At 62.2% G+C, this 22,781-nt stretch carries 23 protein-coding genes; 15 read left to right on the forward strand and 8 right to left on the reverse strand.

The annotated features are described in order from the left end of the window. Positions 1 to 3: 3 nt before the first annotated feature. Both LOY54_RS00225 and LOY54_RS00230 read right to left on the reverse strand, forming a co-directional pair. On the reverse strand, positions 4 to 654 hold the full coding sequence (locus tag LOY54_RS00225; RefSeq protein WP_093387231.1) for an HAD family hydrolase: 651 nt from the start codon (positions 652 to 654) through the stop codon (positions 4 to 6). A gap of 29 nt (positions 655 to 683) precedes the next feature. Continuing rightward, complete coding sequence (locus LOY54_RS00230; RefSeq protein ID WP_045200720.1) at positions 684 to 1,232, reverse strand: gamma carbonic anhydrase family protein; 549 nt, start codon at positions 1,230 to 1,232, stop codon at positions 684 to 686. A 91-nt stretch (positions 1,233 to 1,323) separates the two neighbouring features. Here LOY54_RS00230 and prlC point away from each other — a divergent pair, with 91 nt between their 5' ends. The 5 genes from prlC (at position 1,324) to LOY54_RS00255 (ending at position 7,496) form a co-directional block, all read left to right on the forward strand. Continuing rightward, positions 1,324 to 3,375 carry an oligopeptidase A gene (prlC, locus tag LOY54_RS00235; protein ID WP_045200718.1) on the forward strand — a complete coding sequence of 684 codons (2,052 nt, stop codon included), beginning with the start codon at positions 1,324 to 1,326 and terminating at the stop codon, positions 3,373 to 3,375. Next, entirely contained in the window at positions 3,372 to 3,650 is a 279-nt protein-coding gene (locus LOY54_RS00240) for a YheV family putative zinc ribbon protein (RefSeq protein WP_045200716.1), read from the forward strand. Before prlC ends, LOY54_RS00240 begins: the two co-directional genes overlap by 4 nt. A gap of 97 nt (positions 3,651 to 3,747) precedes the next feature. Next, complete coding sequence (locus tag LOY54_RS00245; RefSeq protein ID WP_258608730.1) at positions 3,748 to 4,809, forward strand: PA0069 family radical SAM protein; 1,062 nt, start codon at positions 3,748 to 3,750, stop codon at positions 4,807 to 4,809. A 245-nt stretch (positions 4,810 to 5,054) separates the two neighbouring features. After that, positions 5,055 to 5,774, forward strand: a complete 720-nt coding sequence (locus LOY54_RS00250; RefSeq protein ID WP_045200712.1) for a carbonic anhydrase — start codon at positions 5,055 to 5,057, stop codon at positions 5,772 to 5,774. A 162-nt stretch (positions 5,775 to 5,936) separates the two neighbouring features. Then, positions 5,937 to 7,496 (forward strand): SulP family inorganic anion transporter, encoded by a 1,560-nt coding sequence (locus LOY54_RS00255; protein WP_258608732.1) that lies wholly within the window; start codon positions 5,937 to 5,939, stop codon positions 7,494 to 7,496. Positions 7,497 to 7,508: 12 nt separating this feature from the next. Here LOY54_RS00255 and LOY54_RS00260 read toward each other — a convergent pair whose 3' ends face one another. Beyond that, a complete protein-coding gene (locus LOY54_RS00260) occupies positions 7,509 to 8,156 on the reverse strand; it encodes a hypothetical protein (RefSeq protein ID WP_258608734.1) in 648 nt (215 codons plus the stop codon). Positions 8,157 to 8,524: 368 nt separating this feature from the next. Here LOY54_RS00260 and coxB point away from each other — a divergent pair, with 368 nt between their 5' ends. Genes coxB through LOY54_RS00280 form a run of 4 tightly spaced genes read left to right on the forward strand, consistent with a single transcriptional unit; the run spans position 8,525 to position 12,790 of the window. Beyond that, positions 8,525 to 9,652 carry a cytochrome c oxidase subunit II gene (coxB, locus tag LOY54_RS00265; RefSeq protein ID WP_045200706.1) on the forward strand — a complete coding sequence of 376 codons (1,128 nt, stop codon included), beginning with the start codon at positions 8,525 to 8,527 and terminating at the stop codon, positions 9,650 to 9,652. Between the two features lie 52 nt (positions 9,653 to 9,704). After that, entirely contained in the window at positions 9,705 to 11,294 is a 1,590-nt protein-coding gene (gene ctaD / locus LOY54_RS00270) for a cytochrome c oxidase subunit I (protein ID WP_045200704.1), read from the forward strand. Positions 11,295 to 11,319: 25 nt separating this feature from the next. Beyond that, the gene (locus LOY54_RS00275; protein WP_038997842.1) at positions 11,320 to 11,889 is read left to right on the forward strand and encodes a cytochrome c oxidase assembly protein; all 570 of its coding nucleotides are present in this window, start codon (positions 11,320 to 11,322) and stop codon (positions 11,887 to 11,889) included. Positions 11,890 to 11,902: 13 nt separating this feature from the next. Then, a complete protein-coding gene (locus LOY54_RS00280; protein WP_195885376.1) occupies positions 11,903 to 12,790 on the forward strand; it encodes a cytochrome c oxidase subunit 3 in 888 nt (295 codons plus the stop codon). Positions 12,791 to 12,796: 6 nt separating this feature from the next. On the opposite strand, the gene LOY54_RS00285 is transcribed toward LOY54_RS00280, so the two are convergent. Beyond that, on the reverse strand, positions 12,797 to 13,000 hold the full coding sequence (locus tag LOY54_RS00285; protein ID WP_045200700.1) for a twin transmembrane helix small protein: 204 nt from the start codon (positions 12,998 to 13,000) through the stop codon (positions 12,797 to 12,799). A 63-nt stretch (positions 13,001 to 13,063) separates the two neighbouring features. Between LOY54_RS00285 and LOY54_RS00290 the strand changes: the two genes are divergently transcribed. Genes LOY54_RS00290 through LOY54_RS00310 form a run of 5 tightly spaced genes read left to right on the forward strand, consistent with a single transcriptional unit; the run spans position 13,064 to position 16,968 of the window. Next, positions 13,064 to 13,804: an SURF1 family protein gene (locus LOY54_RS00290; RefSeq protein WP_195885378.1), complete on the forward strand. Its 741-nt coding sequence runs from the start codon at positions 13,064 to 13,066 to the stop codon at positions 13,802 to 13,804. Then, complete coding sequence (locus LOY54_RS00295; protein WP_093377627.1) at positions 13,770 to 14,363, forward strand: hypothetical protein; 594 nt, start codon at positions 13,770 to 13,772, stop codon at positions 14,361 to 14,363. The genes LOY54_RS00290 and LOY54_RS00295 overlap by 35 nt, the downstream gene beginning before the upstream one ends. A gap of 9 nt (positions 14,364 to 14,372) precedes the next feature. Beyond that, a complete protein-coding gene (locus tag LOY54_RS00300) occupies positions 14,373 to 15,455 on the forward strand; it encodes a heme A synthase (RefSeq protein ID WP_045200695.1) in 1,083 nt (360 codons plus the stop codon). After that, a complete protein-coding gene (gene cyoE, locus LOY54_RS00305) occupies positions 15,440 to 16,339 on the forward strand; it encodes a heme o synthase (RefSeq protein ID WP_195885379.1) in 900 nt (299 codons plus the stop codon). The genes LOY54_RS00300 and cyoE overlap by 16 nt, the downstream gene beginning before the upstream one ends. Beyond that, entirely contained in the window at positions 16,336 to 16,968 is a 633-nt protein-coding gene (locus LOY54_RS00310) for an SCO family protein (protein WP_258608737.1), read from the forward strand. The genes cyoE and LOY54_RS00310 overlap by 4 nt, the downstream gene beginning before the upstream one ends. A gap of 60 nt (positions 16,969 to 17,028) precedes the next feature. On the opposite strand, the gene LOY54_RS00315 is transcribed toward LOY54_RS00310, so the two are convergent. From LOY54_RS00315 to LOY54_RS00325, 3 genes are all read right to left on the reverse strand, one after another. Then, a complete protein-coding gene (locus LOY54_RS00315) occupies positions 17,029 to 17,799 on the reverse strand; it encodes a MetQ/NlpA family ABC transporter substrate-binding protein (RefSeq protein WP_045200689.1) in 771 nt (256 codons plus the stop codon). A gap of 62 nt (positions 17,800 to 17,861) precedes the next feature. Further along, entirely contained in the window at positions 17,862 to 18,533 is a 672-nt protein-coding gene (locus LOY54_RS00320) for a methionine ABC transporter permease (RefSeq protein WP_258608740.1), read from the reverse strand. Further along, positions 18,533 to 19,540 carry a methionine ABC transporter ATP-binding protein gene (locus LOY54_RS00325; RefSeq protein WP_045200684.1) on the reverse strand — a complete coding sequence of 336 codons (1,008 nt, stop codon included), beginning with the start codon at positions 19,538 to 19,540 and terminating at the stop codon, positions 18,533 to 18,535. The genes LOY54_RS00320 and LOY54_RS00325 overlap by 1 nt, the downstream gene beginning before the upstream one ends. A gap of 231 nt (positions 19,541 to 19,771) precedes the next feature. Here LOY54_RS00325 and katE point away from each other — a divergent pair, with 231 nt between their 5' ends. Continuing rightward, positions 19,772 to 21,910, forward strand: a complete 2,139-nt coding sequence (gene katE / locus LOY54_RS00330) for a catalase HPII (RefSeq protein WP_258608742.1) — start codon at positions 19,772 to 19,774, stop codon at positions 21,908 to 21,910. Positions 21,911 to 21,947: 37 nt separating this feature from the next. On the opposite strand, the gene LOY54_RS00335 is transcribed toward katE, so the two are convergent. Continuing rightward, positions 21,948 to 22,661: a PA5502 family lipoprotein gene (locus LOY54_RS00335; RefSeq protein ID WP_045200680.1), complete on the reverse strand. Its 714-nt coding sequence runs from the start codon at positions 22,659 to 22,661 to the stop codon at positions 21,948 to 21,950. Positions 22,662 to 22,781: the final 120 nt, after the last annotated feature.

A 22,781-nucleotide genomic window follows, 5' to 3' on the forward strand; every position in this document is an offset into this window, starting at 1 on the left:
GTCTCAGCCGCGCTGGAACGCCTGGTGCAGTTGCGCCAAGGTCGCAAAGTGGTAGGCCGGCTGCTCCGCCGTCAACTCTTCATGGCTACCAAAGCCATACCCCACCGCTACCGCTTCCAGGCCGTTGCTGCGGGCGCCGATCAGGTCGTGCTTGCGGTCGCCGATCATCAGGGTGTGCGCAGGGTCCAGGGCTTCTTCGGCCAGCAGGTGGCGGATCAGCTCGACCTTGTTGGTGCGGGTGCCATCCAGCTCGCTGCCGTAGATCACCTTGAAGTGCTTGGCGAAGTCGAAATGGCGGGCGATCTCGCGGGCAAACTCCCAAGGTTTGGAGGTGGCGATATACAGGGTGCGGCCCTGCCCTTGCAGGGTTTCGAGCATTTCGCTGACGCCGTCGAACACCTGGTTTTCGTATAGGCCGGTGACCTTGAAGCGTTCGCGATAGAAATTCACCGCGTCCCAGGCCTTGGCCTCATCAAAATCATAGAACTGCATGAAGGCCTGCAGCAGCGGCGGGCCGATGAAGTGTTCCAGGCGCGTCAGGTCCGGCTCGTCGATGCCCAGCTTGGCCAGTGCGTACTGGATCGAGCGGGTGATACCCAGGCGCGGGTCGGTCAGGGTACCGTCGAGGTCAAAGAGGATGTTTTGCTGGTGCATGGCGGTCTCGAATAAGGCGGTGGACAGGTTCACTCGGGCAGGTGATAGCCTTCGGCCAGGTGCTGGTCCTTGAGTTTGACGTAGTTGCCGGCGCTGTAGGGGAAGAACGCGCGCTCCTTCTCGCTCAGGGCGCGGGCCTGCTTGACCGGGCTGCCGACGTACAGAAACCCGCTTTCCAGGCGCTTGCCCGGCGGTACCAGGCTGCCAGCGCCGATGATCACTTCGTCTTCGACGACGGCGCCATCCATGATGGTACTGCCCATGCCGACCAGGATGCGGTTGCCCAGGGTGCAGCCGTGGAGCATGACTTTGTGACCAATGGTTACCTCATCGCCGATCAGCAGCGGGAAACCGTCCGGGTTGAACGGCCCGGCATGGGTGATGTGCAGCACGCTGCCATCCTGCACGCTGGTGCGCGCACCGATGCGGATGCGGTGCATATCGCCGCGGATCACCGTCAATGGCCACACCGAGCTGTCGGCACCGATCTCGACATCACCCAGTACCACGGCACTGCGGTCGACAAAGGCGCGTTCGCCAAGCCTGGGAGTGTGATGCTGGAAGCTACGGATGGCCATGATAGGAATTCTCTTTGGTATGGATAGGGCTGCGGTCGGCGTCGATTGTAATTAAGATGGGGAAGTGTTTCTTCTGCCAAGGTGTTTAACCGTGAGTGCGAACAACCCGCTTCTGCAGTCTTATGACTTGCCGCCCTTCTCGGCGATCCGTGCCGAGCATGTGCAGCCGGCGATTGAACAGATCCTGGCCGACAACCGTACAGCCATTGCCGACATCCTCAAGGCCCAGGGCAAGAGCCCGAGCTGGGCCGGCCTGATCCTGGCCATGGACGAACTCAACGACCGCCTGGGCGCCGCCTGGAGCCCGGTCAGCCACCTCAATGCCGTGTGCAACAGCGCCGAACTGCGCGAAGCCTACGAGGCTTGCTTGCCGGCGTTGAGCGCGTATGCCACCGAAATGGGCCAGAACCGCGAACTGTTTCAGGCCTATGAGGCATTGATCGCCAGCCCCGAAGCTGCCGGCTTCGATGTGGCACAAAAAACTATTCTTGAACACGCCCTGCGAGACTTCCGCCTGTCGGGTATCGACCTTCCGGCCGAAAAGCAGCAGCGTTACGCGCAAGTGCAGAGCAAGCTCAGCGAGCTGGGCAGCCGTTTCTCCAACCAACTGCTAGACGCCACCCAGGCCTGGACCAAGCATGTCAGCGACGAAGCGGCGCTTGCCGGCCTGACTGATTCGGCCAAAGCACAAATGGCCGCCGCGGCGCAGGCCAAGGGCCTCGACGGCTGGCTGATCAGCCTGGAGTTCCCCAGCTACTACGCGGTAATGACCTACGCCGAAGACCGCGCCCTGCGCGAAGAAATCTACGCCGCGTACTGCACTCGCGCCTCCGACCAGGGCCCGAATGCCGGCCAGTTCGACAACGGCCCGGTGATGGCCGAGATTCTCGACCTGCGTCAGGAGCTGGCCGAGCTGCTCGGTTACGCCAACTTCGCCGAGCTGAGCCTGGCGACCAAGATGGCCGAGTCCAGCGACCAGGTGCTGAGCTTTCTGCGTGACCTGGCCAAGCGCAGCAAGCCGTTTGCCACCCAGGACCTGGCCCAGCTCAAGGCCTATGCCGCCGAGCAGGGTTGTCCGGACCTGCAGAGCTGGGACAGCGGCTTCTACGGGGAAAAACTCCGTGAACAGCGCTACAGCGTTTCCCAGGAAACCCTGCGCGCCTACTTCCCGATCGACAAGGTGCTGAGCGGCCTGTTTACCATCGTCCAGCGCCTGTACGGCATCGAGATTGCCGAACTCAAGGGCTTCGACAGCTGGCACCCGGACGTGCGCCTGTTCGAAATCAAGGAGCACGGCCAGCACGTCGGGCGCTTCTTCTTCGACCTCTATGCCCGCGCCAACAAGCGTGGCGGTGCCTGGATGGACGGCGCCCGCGACCGTCGCCTGACCGCTGACGGCCAACTGCAGAGCCCGGTGGCCAACCTGGTGTGCAACTTCACCCCGGCCGCCCCCGGCAAGCCGGCGTTGCTGACCCACGACGAAGTCACCACCCTGTTCCATGAATTCGGCCATGGCCTGCATCACCTGCTGACCCGCATCGAGCATGCCGGTGTCTCCGGTATCAACGGCGTGGCCTGGGACGCGGTCGAGCTGCCGAGCCAGTTCATGGAAAACTGGTGCTGGGAGCCTGAAGGCCTGGCGCTGATTTCTGGCCACTACGAAACTGGCGCAGCCCTGCCCCAGGATTTGCTGGAGAAGATGCTGGCGGCGAAGAACTTCCAGTCCGGGCTGATGATGGTTCGCCAGCTGGAATTCTCGCTGTTCGACTTCGAACTGCATGCCAGCCACGGCGACGGCCGCAGCGTGCTGCAAGTGCTCGAAGGCGTGCGCGACGAGGTTTCGGTCATGCGCCCACCGGCGTACAACCGCTTCCCTAACAGCTTTGCGCATATCTTTGCCGGTGGCTACGCAGCCGGTTACTACAGCTACAAGTGGGCGGAAGTACTGTCGGCCGACGCCTTCTCGCGCTTCGAAGAAGAAGGCGTGCTCAATGCCGACACCGGCCGCGCCTTTCGCGAAGCGATCCTGGCCCGTGGCGGTTCCCAGGAGCCGATGCTGCTGTTCGTCGACTTCCGTGGCCGCGAGCCGTCAATCGATGCACTCTTGCGCCACAGTGGCCTGAGTGAGGAAGTGGCGGCATGAGTGATGGGCCTGTGGTAACGAAAAAGCGCTTTATCGCCGGGGCGGTCTGCCCGGCGTGCAGCGAGCCGGACAAACTGATGATGTGGAGCGAAGACAGCGTTCCGCACCGGGAATGTGTGGCCTGCGGTTTTTCTGACACCCTTAACGAGCAAGGGCTGTCGGTGCCCAAGGAACTGGGTACGCGGGTCAACAAGGTCGAGGTGAAACCTGCCGCGACCACGGTGCAGACGGTGCAGTTCTTCCCCAATCCGAAGTTGAAGAAGACAACCGAGTAAACGCGCCAGCGCCAGCATTTTCGGCTGGCGCCCAGCGGTACTGGAATCGAACGTTAGCCCCGTGTACTGTATATAAAAACAGTATCCGGGGTTTTTCATGTTCAATCCTCAAGGGCCGGTGCGGGGTCGTGGCACCGCGAGCAATCCCCATAACCGCTTCGCCCCGAATCGCTCGGTGGCCGAGGATGACGGTTGGTACCAGGAAGTGCCCCTGACCCAGGGTACCGAAGTACGCATCGAAACCGCCAAGACCATCATCACCCGCAACAACTCGCCCGACCTGCCCTTCGATCGCTCGATCAATCCTTATCGCGGCTGCGAGCACGGCTGTATCTACTGCTATGCCCGGCCCAGCCACGCTTATTGGGATCTGTCGCCGGGGCTCGACTTCGAAACCAAGCTGATTGCCAAGACCAACGCTGCCGCCGTGCTCGAACAGCAACTGAGCAAGCCTGGCTATGTGTGCGCACCGATCAATCTGGGCTCCAACACCGACCCCTACCAGCCCATCGAACGCGAGCAACAACTGACCCGGCGCCTGCTCGAAGTGCTGCTGCGCTACCGGCACCCGGTCACCATCGTCACCAAGGGCTCACTGATTCTGCGCGACCTGGACCTACTCGCCGAGCTTGCCCGGCAGAATCTGGTACAGGTGATGATCAGCCTGACCACCCTGGACGACGAGCTCAAGCGTACGCTGGAGCCTCGGGCAGCGGCGCCCAAGGCACGGCTGAGGGCTATCCGGGTACTGACCGAGGCCGGTGTGCCGGTGGGTGTGCTGTGTTCGCCGATGATCCCGATGATCAACGACAGCGAGCTTGAGCACTTGCTCGAGGCGGCCAAGGCCAGCGGCGCCCTGAACGCGGCCTACATGATGCTGCGCCTGCCGCTGGAGGTGGCACCGCTGTTCGAGCAATGGCTGCTGGACCATTACCCCCAACGGGCCAATCATGTCCTTAGCCTGATTCGCCAGAGCCGCGGTGGTGAGTTGTACGACAGCCGCTTCGGTGCGCGCATGCGCGGCGAGGGGGTATTTGCCGAGTTGCTGGCGCAACGCTTCAGCAAGGCGATCCGCCGCCTGGGGCTGAATCGGCGCGAAGGCTACGCGCTTGATTGCACAGCGTTTTGTCCTCCAGGCGGGCAGATGTCGCTGCTCTAATTTCATTAGTGGGTATTGGCCATTAATGTTTTTTTGCTATTATCCAGACACCTCTTTGAATCTCTGGAACGCCCGTTCTAGAGCCTCGCAATTCAGTTTGAGTTAAGTTTCGCCGAGTAGCGTAGGAATTCAGTCAACAACTGATGTGATGGTTGGCGCGCGTATTTCATCCAACTGTCATACGCCGTTTGAATCATCAACCCGGTAAAATGGACTTAACCCAAAACCGTCAAAGAGGATGAATCATGCCCGTCAAGGACCCATCCAAGGTTGTCCCGCAAGCCCCAGCCGAGAGCGCCGATGCCGCTCTGAAGCATATCGTCGACGGCTTCCTGCGCTTCCATCATGACGTTTTTCCCGAGCAGCAAGAGCTGTTCAAGAAACTCGCCACCGCGCAAAAGCCCCGTGCGATGTTCATCACCTGTGCCGATTCACGCATTGTGCCCGAGCTGATTACCCAGAGCTCCCCTGGCGACCTGTTCGTGACCCGCAACGTCGGTAACGTCGTGCCTCCTTACGGGCAGATGAACGGCGGTGTGTCCACCGCCATCGAATATGCGGTGCTGGCCCTGGGTGTTCACCACATCATCGTCTGCGGTCACTCCGATTGCGGCGCCATGCGCGCGGTGCTCAACCCGCAGAGCCTGGAGAAAATGCCGACGGTCAAAGCCTGGCTGCGCCATGCCGAGGTTGCCCGCACGGTGGTCGAAGACAACTGCTCCTGTGGCAGCGAGCATGAAAGCATGCAGGTGCTGACCAAAGAAAACGTCATCGCCCAGCTGCACCACTTGCGCACTCACCCGTCGGTGGCTTCGCGCCTGGCAGCCGGCCAGCTGTATATCCATGGCTGGATCTACGACATCGAAACCAGCCAGATCGAGGCTTATGACGCCGCCAGCGACAGCTTCCTGCCGCTAGCCCAAGGCCAGCCGATCCCCTGCGCCACCCCAAAAGGCCGCTACTAAGCGTCCCTGACACCCCCGCGAATCGCTGATTGACGGCTGCACCTGCCTGGTGCGGCCTGGTCATCGGCTGCCTTGAATCTCCCTGATTGCCGTGCCGGCGCCCGCTGGCGGTATGCGGCTGCGCGTAAGTCAGGGGTTGTGCCAGCGGCCATTGGAATGGCCATGAAACGTGAGAGAAGGAGTAACAGGGTGAACAAGACACAAGTGAAAGCGGCCTTGCCGCGTGAATTACTGGCGTCAGTAGTCGTGTTTCTGGTCGCCCTGCCCTTGTGCATGGGCATCGCCATCGCCTCGGGCATGCCACCGGCCAAGGGCCTGATCACCGGGATCATCGGCGGTATCGTCGTTGGTTGGCTGGCCGGCTCGCCGTTGCAGGTCAGCGGTCCGGCCGCCGGCCTGGCGGTGCTGGTGTTCGAACTGGTGCGCCAGCATGGCGTGGCGATGCTCGGCCCGATCCTGCTGTTGGCCGGCCTGCTGCAACTGCTCGCCGGCCGTTTGCGCCTGGGCTGCTGGTTCCGGGTCACGGCGCCGGCGGTGGTGTACGGCATGCTCGCGGGTATCGGCGTGCTGATTGTCTTGTCCCAGGTGCATGTGATGTTCGACAGCGCCCCGCAACCTTCGGGCCTGGCCAACCTGCTGAGCTTTCCGGCGACCCTGGCCCAGGCATTGCCGCTGGAAAGCCCGGGCAACGGCTGGCAGGCCGGTGCGCTCGGGCTCGGCACCATCGCCATCATGTGGGGGTGGGAGCGCTTGCGCCCGCAGTCGCTGCGCTTCGTGCCTGGGGCTTTGCTAGGCGTGGCCTTGATGACCGCGATCAGCATCTGGCTGGCATTGCCGGTGAACCGCGTCGAAGTGCCGGCTAACCTCAGCGAAGCCATCGACTGGCTGAGCCCGGCCGACCTGCTCCACCTGGCCGACCCCAACCTGCTGGTCGCCGCCTTTGCCCTGGCCTTTATCGCCAGCGCCGAAACCCTGCTATCTGCCGCCGCTGTCGATCGCATGCACAACGGCCAGCGCTCGGACTTTGACCGCGAACTGTCGGCCCAGGGCCTGGGCAATATGCTCTGTGGCGTACTGGGGGCACTGCCAATGACCGGGGTTATCGTGCGCAGCTCGGCCAACGTCCAGGCCGGGGCGCAAACGCGCCTGTCGGCGATCCTGCATGGGGTCTGGTTATTGGCTTTCGTGATGGTGCTCAGCAGCGTGCTGCAGCAGATTCCGGTGGCGAGCCTGGCGGGTGTGCTGGTCTACACCGGGATCAAGCTGGTCGACTTCAAGGCCTTTCGCGGGCTGGGGCGTTATGGGCGAATGCCGATGTTCACCTATGCGGCGACAGCGTTGGCGATCATCTTCACCAACCTGCTGACCGGTGTGCTGCTCGGTTTTGCCCTGACCCTGCTGAAGCTTGCGCTCAAGGCCGCACGCCTGAAAATCAGCGTGGCCAGCCTTGAGCAACCGGGCCATATGCAACTGCGCCTGAGCGGTGCGGCGACCTTTCTCAAGGTGCCGGCACTGGCCCAGGTGCTGGAAGGCATTCCGCCCGGGACCACCCTGCACGTGCCGTTGGCCAACCTCAGCTACATCGACCACTCCTGCCTGGAGCTGCTCGAGGACTGGGGCCGGGCCAATTCCGGCAAGGGCTCGCGGCTGCTGATCGAGCAGCGGCGGCTCAAGCGCCGGGTCGAAGGGCGGGTGCGGACAACCGCCGGGTTGGGGGCCTGAACCGAATCAGCCTCAAGCCGACTGATCCAGCTCCAGGCCCACACCCAGCTGACGCGACAGGCACGGCCAGCGCTTCCAGGCTTCGCCGGTGTTCGGGCTGCTGAGCTTGTCGCGGTACTGCTCGACCGACTCCAGGGCAAAGCTTTCTTCGTTGAGCATCTCGTCCACCGAGTGGTGCACCACTTCATCCAGCTGGTTGGCATACTGCTCGCCGATCAGCTGGTGGGCGATCAGGTTGGCCACAGTGGTGTCGAGCGGGATCAGCGGCTGGTTGAAGTGCTTGATGTACAAGTCGTTAACTTCTTCCACCAGGCGATGGGCCAGGTAGGCCTCATCCAGCAGGCAGCCCAGGCCGAGGTGGGCATCGGTGATGGCGGGCGGTTGCAGGAAGTACTGCTCGGCGATTTTCAGCACCGGTTTGATCTGCGACTCGATGCCGGCTTCGCGGGCAACCTCGTTGGCCGCCTCCAGCAGTTCCGGTACCTGATCGATATAGGCGTCGACGAAGCGCACCAGGGCGCCTTGGGCATCGGCCTCTGGCAGATGGATCGAAGGGTGCAGGTGGGGCAGCTGGTTTTCCAGTTGAGTTTTCAGTTGGCCGGTTTCGGTCTCATGTTGACGGGCACGGGTAATCTGCTCGCGCAAAGCGGCGATGTTCATGACAACTCCAGGGTAAAGGCGTGACAAACGGAAGACATAAGGTAGCTCGGTTCTGAAAATGCCTAAGACGCATTTGGCATAACCATTAACAACTTAATATTCGCCAATTATATCTAAATGCCATCATTGTGCCTCAAGCCAGGTAATTCGCGGCTTTGCGCGCAAACGTTCAACTTCTGCCGATGTTTTCCCTGTGCGCATTGCGGCGTCGGGGTCGCTGTCTATACTCCGGTTTGAAAGTGATTCGCTGATGAGGCCCGACTGCAGTTCGCAGGGGCTCGGTCGTCGAAGTTCGCAGTCTTGGCCGCCGTACCCTTAGCCGTAGGTCCACGCCTCCGGGATAACAAGAACGATAAGGGGAACCCGCAATGATGCGACATCCACATGTCTGGATGGGCCTCCTGTTGTGGTCGGTATTCGGTCAGGCGCACGCCGCCTGGACCGTGAACATGGCGCCAGGGGCGACTGAAGTCAGCAACGCAGTGTTCGACCTGCACATGACCATTTTCTGGATTTGCGTGATCATCGGCCTGGTGGTCTTTGGCGCAATGTTCTGGTCGATGATCATCCACCGTCGTTCCACCGGCCAGCAGCCCGCGCATTTTCACGAGCACACCTGGGTCGAGATCATGTGGACGGTGGTGCCGTTCCTGATCCTGGTGGCCATGGCCATTCCGGCGACCAAGACCCTGATCGATATCTACGATGCCAGCGAGTCGGACGTCGATATCCAGGTCACCGGCTACCAGTGGAAATGGCATTACAAATACCTGGGCCAGGATGTCGAGTTCTTCAGCAACCTGGCCACCCCCGCCGATCAAATCCACAACAAAGCGCCCAAGGACGAGCACTACCTGCTCGAAGTCGACCAGCCGCTGGTGCTGCCGGTGGGTGCCAAGGTGCGCTTCCTGGTCACCGCCGCCGACGTTATCCATTCCTGGTGGGTGCCGGCCTTTGCGGTCAAGCGCGATGCCATTCCAGGTTTCGTCAACGAAGCCTGGACCCGGGTCGAGAAGCCTGGCATCTACCGCGGCCAGTGCACCGAGCTGTGCGGCAAGGACCACGGCTTCATGCCGGTGGTGGTCGAAGTCAAGTCCAAGGCCGACTACGACACCTGGCTCGGCGAGCGCAAGGCCGAGGCGGCCAAGCTCAAGGAGCTGACCAGCAAGGAATGGACCCTGCAAGAGCTGGTCGAGCGCGGCGACAAGGTTTACCACACCACCTGCGTGGCCTGTCACCAGGCCGAAGGTCAGGGCCTGCCGCCGATGTTCCCGGCGCTCAAGGGCTCGAAAATTGCCACCGGACCCAAGGAAGATCACCTGAGCCTGGTCTTCCACGGCAAGCCGGGCACGGCCATGGCCGCCTTCGGCAAGCAGCTCTCGGAAGTCGATATCGCCGCCGTAGTGACCTACGAACGCAACGCCTGGGGCAACAACAAGGGCGATATGGTCACGCCAAAAGACGTGCTGGCGATCAAACAGGCAGAAAGCAAATGAGCCGGGTTGATGCCTATCCGCGCCCCCGCCACCGGACTGCAGGAGACAGGACATGAGCGCAGTGATCGACGACCACAGCCACGGTCATGAGCACGCCCACGGGCCGGCCAAGGGCCTGATGCGCTGGGTGCTGACGACCAACCACAAAGACATCGGCACCATGTACCTGTGGTTCAGTTTCATGATGTTCCTGCTCGGCGGCTCGTTCGCCATGGTCATCCGCGCCGAGCTGTTCCAGCCCGGGCTGCAGATCGTCCAGCCGGAGTTCTTCAACCAGATGACCACCATGCACGGCCTGGTGATGGTCTTCGGCGCGGTGATGCCGGCCTTCGTTGGCCTCGCCAACTGGATGATCCCGCTGATGATCGGCGCGCCGGACATGGCCCTGCCACGCATGAACAACTTCAGCTTCTGGCTGTTGCCGGCCGCGTTCCTGCTGCTGGTCTCGACCCTGTTCATGCCCGGTGGCGGACCGAACTTCGGCTGGACCTTCTACGCCCCGCTCTCAACCACCTACGCGCCGGAAAGCGTGACCTTCTTCATCTTCGCCATCCACCTGATGGGCATCAGCTCGATCATGGGCGCGATCAACGTCATCGCCACCATCCTCAACCTGCGTGCCCCGGGCATGACCCTGATGAAGATGCCGCTGTTCGTCTGGACCTGGCTGATCACCGCCTTCCTGCTGATCGCGGTGATGCCGGTACTGGCGGGCGTGGTGACCATGATGCTGATGGACATCCACTTTGGCACCAGCTTCTTCAGCGCTGCCGGCGGTGGTGACCCGGTATTGTTCCAGCATGTGTTCTGGTTCTTCGGCCACCCCGAGGTGTACATCATGATCCTGCCGGCCTTCGGCGCGGTCAGCTCGATCATCCCGGCGTTCTCGCGCAAGCCGCTGTTCGGCTACACCTCGATGGTCTATGCCACCGGCGCGATTGCCTTCCTGTCGTTTATCGTCTGGGCCCACCACATGTTCGTGGTCGGCATCCCGGTGGTCGGCGAGCTGTTCTTCATGTACGCGACCATGCTGATCGCGGTGCCCACCGGGGTGAAGGTGTTCAACTGGGTGAGCACCATGTGGGAAGGCTCGCTGACCTTCGAGACCCCGATGCTGTTCGCCATCGCCTTCGTCATTCTCTTCACCATCGGCGGCTTCTCCGGATTGATGCTGGCGATTGCTCCGGCGGACTTCCAGTACCACGACACCTACTTCGTGGTGGCTCACTTCCACTACGTGCTGGTGCCCGGGGCGATCTTCGGCATCTTCGCCTCGGCCTACTACTGGCTGCCGAAGTGGACCGGGCACATGTACGACGAAACCCTGGGCAAGCTGCACTTCTGGTTGTCGTTCATCGGCATGAACATGGCCTTCTTCCCCATGCACTTCGTCGGCCTGGCCGGCATGCCGCGCAGGATCCCCGACTACAACCTGCAGTTCGCCGACTTCAACATGATCTCCTCGATTGGCGCCTTCACCTTCGGCGCCACGCAGATCTTCTTCCTGTTCATCGTCATCAAGTGCATTCGCGGCGGCGCTCCGGCGCCGGCCAAACCCTGGGATGGCGCCGAAGGGCTGGAATGGTCGGTGCCGTCACCGGCGCCTTACCACACCTTCCAGACTCCACCGGAAGTGAAATGAACCGCTTCGGCCTGAGGATGCAGCCATGAGTGAAGGGACCTCGCTCAAGCGCCTGGTGTGGCGGCTGATGCTGCTGACCGTGGTGATGTTCGCCTTCGGTTTTGCCCTGGTGCCGATCTACGACGTGATGTGCAAGGCGTTCGGCATCAACGGCAAGACCGGCGGCCAGTACGAAGGCACCCAGGTCAGCGACCTGAACCGCACGGTGAAGGTGCAGTTCATGTCGACCAACGCCAGCGACATGGTCTGGGATTTTTATTCCACCGCCGACCAGATCGACGTCAACCCGGGGGCGGTCAACCAGATGGTGTTCATCGCTCGCAACCCGACCGACAAACCCATGAGCGCCCAGGCCATCCCCAGCATTACCCCGGCCGAGGCGGCGGCGTATTTCCACAAGACCGAATGCTTCTGCTTTACCCAGCAGGTGCTGCAGCCGGGGGAGCGCATCGAAATGCCGGTGCGTTTCATCGTCGACCGCGACCTGCCCAAGGATGTGAAACACCTGACGCTGGCTTACACGCTGTTCGATATCACCGCTCGCCACCCGCCGGTCGCACACCTGGCGGACCCGGTTGCACAGGGCGCCCGATAAGGAGAACACCACGATGGCTTCCCATGAGCACTATTACGTACCGGCGCAAAGCAAGTGGCCGATCATTGCCACGGTCGGCATGTTCATCACTGTGTTCGGCCTCGGCACCTGGTTCAACGACCTCAAGGCCGGGCGGCCGGAGTCCCACGGGCCGTGGATCTTTTTCTTCGGCGCCCTGTGCCTGGCCTACATGTTGTTCGGCTGGTTCGGCGCGGTGGTCAAGGAAAGCCGCGCCGGGCTCTACAGTCCGCAGTTGGACCGCTCGTTCCGCTGGGGCATGTCGTGGTTCATCTTTTCCGAGGTGATGTTCTTCATCGCCTTCTTTGGCGCGCTGTTCTACGTGCGCAACCTGGCCGGCCCCTGGCTTGGTGGTGACGGCGCCAAGGGCGTGGCGCACATGCTGTGGCCGAACTTCGAGTTCTCCTGGCCGCTACTGCACACGCCAGACCCGAAACTGTTTCCGCCGCCCAAAGACATCATCGACCCCTGGCACTTGCCGCTGATCAACACCATTTTGCTGGTCAGCTCCAGCGTCACCATCACCATCGCCCACCATGCCCTGCGCAAGAACCATCGCGGGCCACTCAAGGCCTGGCTGGCGCTGACCATCCTTCTTGGCTTGTCTTTCCTGGTGCTGCAGGCCTACGAGTATCACGAAGCCTATACCGAACTGGGGCTGACCCTGGGTTCGGGTATCTATGGCGCAACCTTCTTCATGCTCACCGGGTTCCACGGCGCCCATGTGACCATGGGCACCCTGATTCTGATCGTGATGCTGGTGCGCATCCTGCGCGGGCACTTCAACGCCGACAAACACTTCGGTTTCGAGGCGGCCAGCTGGTACTGGCACTTCGTCGATGTGGTCTGGGTGGGGCTGTTTATCTTCGTTTACGTGCTGTAGCCGGGTTCAGAACGGCGCGTGAGAAACCAACTGGCCGCTGTAGAAACCCCAGGTCACCAGGGCCAGGGTCAAGGCGGCCAGGGTGACACGAATAGTCAGGGCTTTGAGCAGGCGAGTCGACTGTCCGTCGTCCTTGACCAGAAAGAACAGGCCGCTGAACAGGCTGGCGATGGTCGCCAACAGCATCAGGACAATCGCGGCTTTGAGCATGGCGAAACTCCGGGGGGATGCAGTGATGAGTACAAGTATAGCGACTGACCTTTCGAGGACCCGGTGAAGCGCTTTCGCCCCGGCATCGTGCCGACCCTGGTGGTGCTCCTGCTGCTGCCGGGGTTGATCGCGCTGGGCTGCTGGCAGCTGGCGCGCGCCGAGCAGAAGCGCCAGCTGCTGCAGGTGTATGCCGAACGCAGTGCCGGCGACGCGGTGGGCAGCACGCAGTTGCTGCAGATCGCCGATCCGGCCTATCGCCGGGTGCACCTGTACGGCCAGTTCGATAGCCAGCACAGCTTGTTACTGGATAACCGCATGCGCGATGGCCAGGTCGGCGTCGAGCTGCTGCAACCCTTTCTCGACCAGGCCAGCGGCCTGTGGCTGTTGATCAATCGCGGCTGGCTGCCGTGGCCGGACCGGCGCATCCCGGTGCAGTTCAGCACACCGGAGCAAGCCTTGAGCCTGGACGCCTCGGTGTATGTCGCTCCGGGCACCACCTTCCAGCTGCATGCCGACCCGCAAGGCGGCAGCTGGCCGCGGCTGATCACGGCGATTGACGCCGGTGCACTGTGGCCGCAACTGGGCCGCGAAGGTTTTGCCCATGAGTTACGCCTGGAACCAGGCCCGGCCAGCTACCGGCTGGACTGGCCGGTGGTCGCCTTGGGCCCGGAAAAACACCTGGGTTACGCCGTGCAGTGGTTTGCCCTGGCGTTGGCCCTGGTGCTGCTCTACCTCTACTTCGGCTGGCATAACAACAAGGAGAAACAGCATGGGAGCCGCCACAAGTCCACTCAACATGTCTGAGGGCAGGCAACCGCGCAATCGTGCGCGTGGGCGCCTGCAACTGCTGCTGATCCTGCTGGTGGTCCTCGGCCCGATGATCCTCGCCACCAGCATGTACAAACTCAAATTCTGGGTGCCCGACAGCCGCAGCTACCACGGCGAAATGATTGGCAACGGCCAGACCCTCGCCGACCTTGGCGTCAGCGCTGAGGAAGGTCGCTGGCAACTGCTGGTGAGCACGCCCAAAGAGTGCGGGCTGGACTGCCAACAGTTGGTGTACCTGGCCCGGCAGATCCAGATCGGCCTGGGCCGCGATGCCAGCCGTGCCAGCCATGCCCTGGCCACCGCCCAGCCACTGACGGCGGACTACCAGGCCAAGCTCGAGCGCGAGTACCCGCAACTGCAACGCTACCCCCTGGACCTGTCGCGCTATGGCGCGCTCAGCCAGGGCAAACAGGATGCCCAGCTGTGGATCGTCGACCCGCACGGCAACCTGGTGCTGCGCTACGACGCCAGGGTCAAGGGCAAGGACTTGCTCAATGACCTGCGCCACCTGCTGAAGCTGTCCAATATCGGGTAGGACATTGCCATGGCCAGACCTGGATTTCGCCTCGCTGTCTTCGCCACCCTGCTGGCACTGGTTGTCGTGTTGCTCGGTGCCTACACCCGTCTGACCCATGCCGGCCTGGGCTGCCCTGACTGGCCCGGCTGCTATGGCTTTATCAGCGTGCCCAAGACTGAAGCACAGCTGGCCCACGCCGAGTTGCACTTTCCCGACACTCCGGTGGAAGCGCACAAAGGCCGCAACGAAATGGTCCATCGCTACTTTGCCGGCACCCTGGCCCTGGTGATCACCCTGCTCGCCCTGCAGGCCTGGCGCCGCCATGGCCGCGACGGCCAGCCCTATCGCCTGCCGCTGTTGTTGCTTGGCGTGGTGTTCGCCCAGGCGGCTTTCGGCATGTGGACGGTGACGCTCAAGCTGTGGCCGCAGGTGGTCACGGCACATCTATTGGGCGGCTTTGCCACCTTGAGCCTGTTGTTTTTGCTCAGCCTGCGCCTGTCACGGGCCTTTGCGCCGTTGCCCAAGCTGCCTTTGAGCGTGCGCCGGGTGGCGGCGCTGGGCTTGCTGGTGGTGATCGGCCAGATCGCCCTGGGCGGTTGGGTCAGCGCCAACTACGCGGCAGTGGCTTGCATCGACCTGCCGACCTGCCATGGCCAGTGGTGGCCGCAGGCAGACTTCGCCAACGGCTTCCACCTGACCCAGCATATCGGCCCCAATTACCTCGGTGGCCAGCTCGACAGTGACGCGCGCACGGCGATCCATATGAGTCACCGCCTGGGCGCTTTGCTGGTGACGGCGGTGATGCTGGTCTTGAGCTGGAAGCTGCACCGGCATGGTTTGAGCCGGCTGGCCGGGTTGGTATTGGCGGCGCTGGCGCTGCAGGTGAGCCTGGGCATCAGCAACGTGCTGTTCCATCTGCCGCTGGCCGTGGCCGTGGCCCATAACGCCGGTGGCGCGCTGCTGTTGCTGAGTATGGTGCTGGTCAATTACCGCATTCGCCTGGTTGCCCAGGCCAAGGTCCGCCGGGTCAGCCAGGGCTGGCGCCTGACCCCGCTGGCGAGCGGCGGAGTCGTTCATTATCTGGGAGATAATTCATGGCGACGCTTCTGAGCGAGCGCAGGCTGCAGGCAGGCTGGCGCGATTACCTCGAACTGACCAAACCCAAGGTGGTGGTGCTGATGCTGATCACCTCGCTGGTCGGCATGTTCCTCGCCACCCGTGCCGGGGTGCCGTGGACCATCCTGCTGTTCGGCAACCTGGGCATTGCCTGTTGCGCCGGTGGTGCGGCAGTGGTCAACCATGTGGTCGACCGGCGCATCGATGCCTTGATGGCGCGTACCCATAAACGCCCGATTGCCGAGGGCCGCGTGGCACCGGCGGCGGCGCTGACCTTTGCCCTGCTGCTGGCGACCCTGGGCATGGCATTGCTGCTGGTGTTCACCAACGCCCTGACCGCCTGGCTGACCCTGGCCTCGCTGCTCGGCTACGCGGTGATCTACACCGGCTTTCTCAAGCGCGCCACGCCGCAGAACATCGTTATCGGCGGCCTGGCCGGCGCCGCGCCGCCTTTGCTGGGCTGGGTGGCGATCAGCGGGCACATCAGCGCCGAGCCATTGCTGCTGGTGCTGATCATCTTCGCCTGGACCCCGCCGCACTTCTGGGCCCTGGCCATTCACCGCAAGCAAGAGTACGCCAAGGCTGATATTCCGATGTTGCCGGTGACCCACGGCGAGCACTACACCAAGGTGCATATCCTCCTGTACACCCTGGTGTTGCTGGCGGTCAGCCTGTTGCCCTACGCCATCCACATGAGCGGGCCGTTGTACCTGGCCTGTGCCCTGGCCCTGGGCGGGCGCTTCCTGCAGTGGGCCTGGGTGTTGTACCGTGGCAGTCGGCCGCACGCGGCGATCAAGACCTTCAAGTACTCTATCTGGTACCTGTTGCTGCTGTTCATCGCGCTGCTTGTTGACCACTACCTACTGTTGAACCTATGACTCGAACCCAGAAAACCGTCTTTATTCTCGTTGCCCTGGTCGCCGTGATCCTCGGGCTTACCGTCAACAAGGTGCTCAATGGCCGCAGCGAAGGCAACCCGACCGAGCTGATCGATGCCGGCATTATCCTGCTGCCGCAGAGCCGCGTCGTGCCTGCCGTGCAAATGACCGACGAACAGGGCCAGCCTGTGGTGATGGACGAGCTCAAGGGCAAGTGGTCGCTGCTATTCTTCGGCTACACCTTCTGCCCGGACATCTGCCCGACCACCCTCGCCCAGCTGCGCCAGGTTAAAAGCGAGCTGCCCAAAGAGGCTGTTGAGCGTTTGCAGGTGGTGTTGGTTAGCGTCGACCCGAACCGCGACACCCCGGCACAGCTGAAGCAGTACCTGGGTTATTTCGACAAGGATTTTCGCGGGGTGACCGGCTCGCTGGAAAACATCCAGAAGCTGGCCAATGCGGTGAGCATTCCGTTCATTCCTGCCGATACCAGCAAGCCGAACTACACGGTCGATCACAGCGGCAACCTGGCGTTGCTGGGGCCGGACGGCAAGCAGCGCGGGTTTATCCGCGCGCCGTTCAACAACCAGAAGCTGGTTGCGCAGTTGCCTGGGCTGGTTAAGCGCGACTAAAAGCATCGCGGGTCAAGCCCGCTCCGTAGGAGCGGGCTTGACCCGCGATAGGTCTTTGAATCAGAACGCCGGCTTGACCGCGCCCTTGTACTTCTCTTCGATGAACTTCTTCACCTCAGGCGAGTGCAGCGCAGCCGCCAGCTTCTTCATGTCTTCCGAGTCCTTGTTGTCCGGGCGGGCAACAAGGATGTTCACGTAAGGCGAATCGCTGCCTTCGATGACCAGTGCGTCCTTCTCAGGATTGAGCTTGGCTTCCAGCGCGTAGTTGGTGTTGATCAGCGCCAGGTCGACCTGGGTCAGCACCCGCGGGATGGTTGCCGCTTCCAGTTCACGGAACTTCAGGTTCTTAGGGTTCTCAACGATGTCTTTGACGGTCGAGAGGATGTTGCTGTTGTCTTTGAGCTTGATCACACCGGCCTTGTCCAGCAGCAGCAAGGCGCGACCGCCGTTGGTGGCGTCGTTGGGGATGACCACGGTAGCGGTCGACGGCAGCTCGTCGAGCTTCTTGTACTTGCTCGAGTAGGCGCCCAGCGGCTCCAGGTGCACGCCGGCAACGCTGACCAGATGGGTGCCCTTGGCCTTGTTGAACTCATCCAGGTACGGCTGGTGCTGGAAGAAGTTGGCGTCCAGGCGCTTCTCGGCCACTTGCACGTTCGGCTGGATGTAGTCGGTGAACACCTTCACCTTCAAGTCCACGCCTTCTTTGGCCAGGGCCGGTTTGACGAATTCGAGGATCTCGGCGTGCGGCACCGGGGTGGCGGCGACGGTCAGGGTCTCGGCCTGGGCCGAGAAGGCCGCGACGGCGGCGACAACAGCAAGCAGCTTTTTCATCAAATCACTCCTTGTGAGGGCCAGTCCGGCCCCCGGTGCGTCGGCAGTGCCGACCCATGGGGTTACTTACGGGAAAAATGCACAACCAGTTTGTCGCCCACGCTCTGCAGGGCTTGAACCAGTACCAGCAGCAGGACCACGGTGACCACCATCACGTCAGTCTGGAAACGTTGGTAACCGAAGCGGATCGCCAGGTCACCGAGGCCGCCAGCGCCCACCACACCGGCCATCGCGGTGTACGACACCAGGGTAATGGCGGTGACGGTAATGGCCGCGAAGATGCCCGGACGGGCCTCGGGCAGCAAGGCATTGGTGATGATCTGGCGAGTGGTGGCGCCCATCGACTGGGTGGCTTCGATGATGCCGCGGTCGACTTCACGCAGCGCGGTTTCCACCAGGCGCGCGAAGAACGGCGTGGCTCCGACCACCAGGGGCGGAATGGCCCCGGCGACGCCCAGCGAGGTGCCGGTGATCAGCACGGTGAACGGAATCATCACGATCAGCAGGATGATGAACGGCAGCGAGCGCAGGACGTTTACCACCAGCGACAGCAGCGCGTACACGCCCTTCTGTTCGAACAGCTGGCGCGGGCCGCAAAGAAACAGCAACACGCCCAGCGGCAGGCCGAGCAGTACGGTGAAGAACAGCGAGCCGAACAGCATGATCATGGTGTCGATGGTAGCCAGCCAGATTTCGGCCCAGTCGACGTTGGCAAAGAAACTCAAGGCGTCCATCAACGCAGTACCTCCATATGAACATCAGCCGCAGTGAAGCGGGCGAACGCCGCTTCCATGTCGCCGCCAGTGACGGCCAGGGTCAGCTGCCCATACGGGGTGTCCTTGATGCGATCAATGCGGCCAGCGAGGATGCTGTAGTCCACACCGGTTTCCCGGGCGACGGTGCCCAGCAGCGGCGCGTAGGTCGAATCGCCCTGGAAGGTCAGGCGCACGATGCGTCCTGGCACATGGGCGAAGTCGTCGCGCTGTTCGTTTTCGTCGATCTGCTCGTCTTCCTGGACGAAGCGCTTGGTGGTCGGGTGCTGCGGGTGCAGGAATACATCGGCCACCGGGCCGTGCTCGACAATCTGCCCGGCATCCATCACCGCCACGCGGTCGCAGACCCGGCGGATCACGTCCATTTCGTGGGTGATCAGCACGATGGTCAGCTTCAGTTCGCGGTTGATCTCGGCCAGCAGTTGCAACACCGAGGCGGTGGTCTGCGGGTCGAGGGCGCTGGTGGCTTCGTCACACAGCAGGATCTTCGGCTTGGTGGCCAGGGCGCGGGCGATGCCGACGCGCTGCTTCTGGCCGCCGGAAAGCTGTGCCGGGTATTTTTTCGCGTGATCGGCCAGGCCGACGCGGGCCAGCAACTCGTTGACGCGGGTGTCGATTTCCTTGCGTGACAGCTCGCCGGCCAGGGTCAGCGGCAAGGCTACGTTATCGGCAACGGTCTTGGAGGCCAGCAGGTTGAAGTGCTGGAAGATCATCCCGACTTGCTGGCGGAATCGACGAAGATCGTTGGCGTTGAACCCAGTGACGTCTTCGCCGTCGACGATGATCTTGCCGCCGCTTGGCGCTTCAAGGCGGTTGATCAGGCGCAGCAGGGTACTTTTACCGGCGCCGGAATGGCCGATCAGCCCGAACACCTGGCCGTCTTCGACGCTCAGGTTGGTCGGGTGCAGTGCGGGGATATCCCTACCGGCTACGCGGTAGGTTTTATGAACATTTTGAAACTCGATCACGTAGCGAACCTTGTGGGGCGCATGGGAATGGGGTCAGCGGTTAGCCGGGCGCGCATTTTAGCCTGTTCGTATAGAGGTTCTTAGCATTTATTTCGCAATTGACCAATGCTACTGGAATAACGCGATCAGTGGTCAATCCGAAGGAACGCCTGCAGGGGCCATCAGTCACTACTGAATAGGGCCCGCCGTGGGGTCGAACCGTAGGACTGATTGAGTGAGGAGAGCACACTGATGCCCAGCAAGAAGAACCCACCCAAGGAAAGCCAACTCGCCGGTACCCAGACCCCGGACCGCGCCAATACCAACGCCAAGCTGCAAAGCCTGGAAACATTTCGCAGTGACGCCACCGGCCAGGCGCTGCGCACCAACCAGGGGGTCAAGGTTGCCGACAACCAGAACACCCTGAAAGCCGGTGACCGTGGCCCGTCGCTGCTGGAAGACTTCATCATGCGTGAAAAGATCACGCATTTTGACCATGAGCGCATCCCCGAGCGCATCGTCCATGCCCGCGGTACTGGGGCCCATGGCTACTTCCAGGCCTATGAATCGCATGCCGCGCTGACCAAGGCCGGTTTTCTCCAGGACCCGGAGAAAATCACCCCGGTGTTCGTGCGCTTTTCCACCGTTCAGGGCCCGCGTGGCTCGGGTGATACCGTGCGCGATGTGCGCGGTTTTGCCGTGAAGTTCTTCACCGACGAAGGCAACTTCGACCTGGTCGGCAATAACATGCCAGTGTTTTTCATCCAGGATGCGATCAAGTTCCCCGACTTCGTCCATGCAGTAAAACCTGAACCGCACAACGAAATGCCCACCGGCGGCTCGGCCCACGACACCTTCTGGGACTTCGTCTCGCTGGTGCCGGAGTCGGCGCACATGGTGATCTGGGCGATGTCCGACCGCGCCATTCCTAAAAGCCTGCGGACCATGCAGGGCTTCGGCGTGCATACCTTTCGCCTGATCAATGCCGAGGGCAAATCCAGCTTCGTCAAATTCCACTGGAAGCCCAAGGCCGGCGTGTGTTCGCTGTTGTGGGACGAAGCGCAGAAGCTGGCGGGCAAAGACACCGATTACCACCGCCGCGATCTGTGGGAAGCGATTGAAACCGGTAATTACCCGGAATGGGAGTTCGGCGTGCAGATCGTCGCCGAAGAAGACGAGCACAAGTTCGACTTCGACTTGCTCGACCCGACCAAGATCATCCCCGAAGAGCTGGTACCGGTGACGCCGCTGGGCAAGATGGTGCTTAACCGCAACCCGGACAATTTCTTTGCTGAAACCGAACAGGTTGCCTTCTGCCCTGGGCATATCGTCCCCGGCATCGACTTCTCCAACGACCCGCTGCTGCAGGGCCGGTTGTTTTCCTACACCGATACCCAAATCAGCCGGCTAGGCGGGCCGAACTTTCACGAGATCCCGATTAACCGTCCGCTAGCCCCTAACCACAACGGCCAGCGCGATGCGCAGCACCGCACCACGCTGGACAAGGGCCGTGCCTCTTACGAGCCCAACTCGATCGACGGTGGCTGGCCCAAGGAGACTGCGCCGGCAGCCAGCGATGGTGGTTTCGAGTCGTATCCGGAGCGCATCGAGGCGCACAAAGTGCGCCAGCGCAGCCCGTCGTTCGCCGACCATTTCTCCCAGGCGCGATTGTTCTTCCAGAGCATGAGCCCGACCGAGCAGGAGCACATCATCAGCGCCTACAGCTTCGAACTGGGCAAAGTTGAGCGGGAGTTCATCCGCGCCCGTGAGGTCAATGAAATTCTTGCCAACATCGACCTTAAGCTGGCGGCGCGGGTGGCCGCCAACCTTGGCCTGCCGGCGCCGAAGAAAGGTACGGTGGATGTGCCCCAAACCAGCCTCAAGGAGTCACCGGCGTTGAGCCAGATGAACCTGCTCGGCGAAGGCATCAAGGGCCGCAAGGTTGCAGTGCTGGTGGCTGATGGCGTGGATGGCGACAGTGTCGATAGCCTGGTTAAGGCGCTGGAAGCCGAGAGCGCGCAGATCAAGATCCTTGGCCCGAGCTCGGCGCCGGTAAAAACCGCCCAGGGCAAGGCGCTGGCCGTGGATGCCTCGATGGAAGGCATGCCATCGGTGATCTTCGATGCGGCCTGGGTGCCGGGCGGCAAGGCTTCGCTACAGGCCCTGGCCGGTGACGGCGTGGCGCTGCACTTTCTGCTTGAAGCCTACAAGCACCTCAAGCCGATTGGCCTGGCCAGCGAGGCGCAAGCCGTGCTCGACAAACTGGGGCTCAAGGCCGACAGCGGCTTGCTGCTGGGCAATGATGACAAAGCCTACAAGGCCTTCATCACGGCAATCAGCAAGCATCGGGTGTGGGAGCGTGAGGCCGCGGCGAAAGCCATTCCGGCGTGATGCACAAACAGGGTGCCCATCAGGGCACCCTTTTTCGTCATGGGCGGCGTGGGATCAGCACCGCCTGGGCAGGTTGGTTGCGGTGAATCTCGTGGCTTTGCTGCAAGGCAAAATCACCGTCGAGTTTTTTAACGCGTTTGCCCAGCAAGGTTTGCAGCCAGGGTGCGTCCTGCTTGCGCGGCACCTGGAACACCACATCGCACTGGTAATTGATCACATCACTGGCGATGTCATCGAGTTGCTTGCGCATTTCGCGAATATTGGTGGTTTTCAACGCAACCACGGTGCTTGGCGCGGTCGGGTCGATCAGCTTGGCGGCAGGGCGGGCTTCGGCGGCTTTCAGGGCGGCCTCGGCTTTGTCGAGCTCGGCCTTGCGCGCCTGGGCGATAGCACCGTTGACGCCGCCCGTCAGCGCCGGCGCCTTGGGCATCAGCGCACGGGCGCGGGCCAGGGCGGTGGCCGCCGCGTTCACATCGCCCTTTTGCAGGACGATCTGGCTGCGTTGCAGATAGGCTTCGGCCAATTGACGCTGGTACTGCTCGATCCGGCTGTCATTCGGCGCCTGGCTTTGCAGGGTGGCGAGTTGATCTTCGGCAGTGGCCAGCTCGCTGCTGGCGATGCTTTGCTCCAACTGCTGCCAGGCATCAGGCTGGGCAGGCACGGCAGCGTTGTCGGCCGGGGTGCTGGAGCACGCGGCGAGGATCAGTGAAAACGCGGCAAGGAGCAGATAACGGGAGGCGAACGGCTTCATTCCTGCGACTCTCTATTTGCGCAAAAAGCGAGCAAGTCTACACCCAGTCCGCAGACTCGAAAATAACTCTTCAGGACCCCGCGCGTTTTTAAATGTCGCAGGGTGCAACCGCTTTGGCTG

It is taken from the genome of Pseudomonas sp. B21-032 (assembly GCF_024748965.1).
Classification (GTDB): Bacteria; Pseudomonadota; Gammaproteobacteria; order Pseudomonadales; family Pseudomonadaceae; genus Aquipseudomonas.

Coding starts and splice junctions, on each gene's coding strand:
- LOY54_RS00225 (WP_093387231.1), bottom strand. CDS start 654: ATGCACCAGCAAAACATCCTCTTTGACCTCGACGGTACCCTGACCGAC.
- LOY54_RS00230 (WP_045200720.1), bottom strand. CDS start 1,232: ATGGCCATCCGTAGCTTCCAGCATCACACTCCCAGGCTTGGCGAACGC.
- LOY54_RS00240 (WP_045200716.1), top strand. CDS start 3,372: ATGAGTGATGGGCCTGTGGTAACGAAAAAGCGCTTTATCGCCGGGGCG.
- LOY54_RS00245 (WP_258608730.1), top strand. CDS start 3,748: ATGTTCAATCCTCAAGGGCCGGTGCGGGGTCGTGGCACCGCGAGCAAT.
- LOY54_RS00250 (WP_045200712.1), top strand. CDS start 5,055: ATGCCCGTCAAGGACCCATCCAAGGTTGTCCCGCAAGCCCCAGCCGAG.
- LOY54_RS00255 (WP_258608732.1), top strand. CDS start 5,937: ATGAAACGTGAGAGAAGGAGTAACAGGGTGAACAAGACACAAGTGAAA.
- LOY54_RS00260 (WP_258608734.1), bottom strand. CDS start 8,156: ATGAACATCGCCGCTTTGCGCGAGCAGATTACCCGTGCCCGTCAACAT.
- coxB (WP_045200706.1), top strand. CDS start 8,525: ATGATGCGACATCCACATGTCTGGATGGGCCTCCTGTTGTGGTCGGTA.
- ctaD (WP_045200704.1), top strand. CDS start 9,705: ATGAGCGCAGTGATCGACGACCACAGCCACGGTCATGAGCACGCCCAC.
- LOY54_RS00275 (WP_038997842.1), top strand. CDS start 11,320: ATGAGTGAAGGGACCTCGCTCAAGCGCCTGGTGTGGCGGCTGATGCTG.
- LOY54_RS00280 (WP_195885376.1), top strand. CDS start 11,903: ATGGCTTCCCATGAGCACTATTACGTACCGGCGCAAAGCAAGTGGCCG.
- LOY54_RS00285 (WP_045200700.1), bottom strand. CDS start 13,000: ATGCTCAAAGCCGCGATTGTCCTGATGCTGTTGGCGACCATCGCCAGC.
- LOY54_RS00295 (WP_093377627.1), top strand. CDS start 13,770: ATGGGAGCCGCCACAAGTCCACTCAACATGTCTGAGGGCAGGCAACCG.
- LOY54_RS00300 (WP_045200695.1), top strand. CDS start 14,373: ATGGCCAGACCTGGATTTCGCCTCGCTGTCTTCGCCACCCTGCTGGCA.
- cyoE (WP_195885379.1), top strand. CDS start 15,440: ATGGCGACGCTTCTGAGCGAGCGCAGGCTGCAGGCAGGCTGGCGCGAT.
- LOY54_RS00310 (WP_258608737.1), top strand. CDS start 16,336: ATGACTCGAACCCAGAAAACCGTCTTTATTCTCGTTGCCCTGGTCGCC.
- LOY54_RS00315 (WP_045200689.1), bottom strand. CDS start 17,799: ATGAAAAAGCTGCTTGCTGTTGTCGCCGCCGTCGCGGCCTTCTCGGCC.
- LOY54_RS00320 (WP_258608740.1), bottom strand. CDS start 18,533: ATGGACGCCTTGAGTTTCTTTGCCAACGTCGACTGGGCCGAAATCTGG.
- katE (WP_258608742.1), top strand. CDS start 19,772: ATGCCCAGCAAGAAGAACCCACCCAAGGAAAGCCAACTCGCCGGTACC.
- LOY54_RS00335 (WP_045200680.1), bottom strand. CDS start 22,661: ATGAAGCCGTTCGCCTCCCGTTATCTGCTCCTTGCCGCGTTTTCACTG.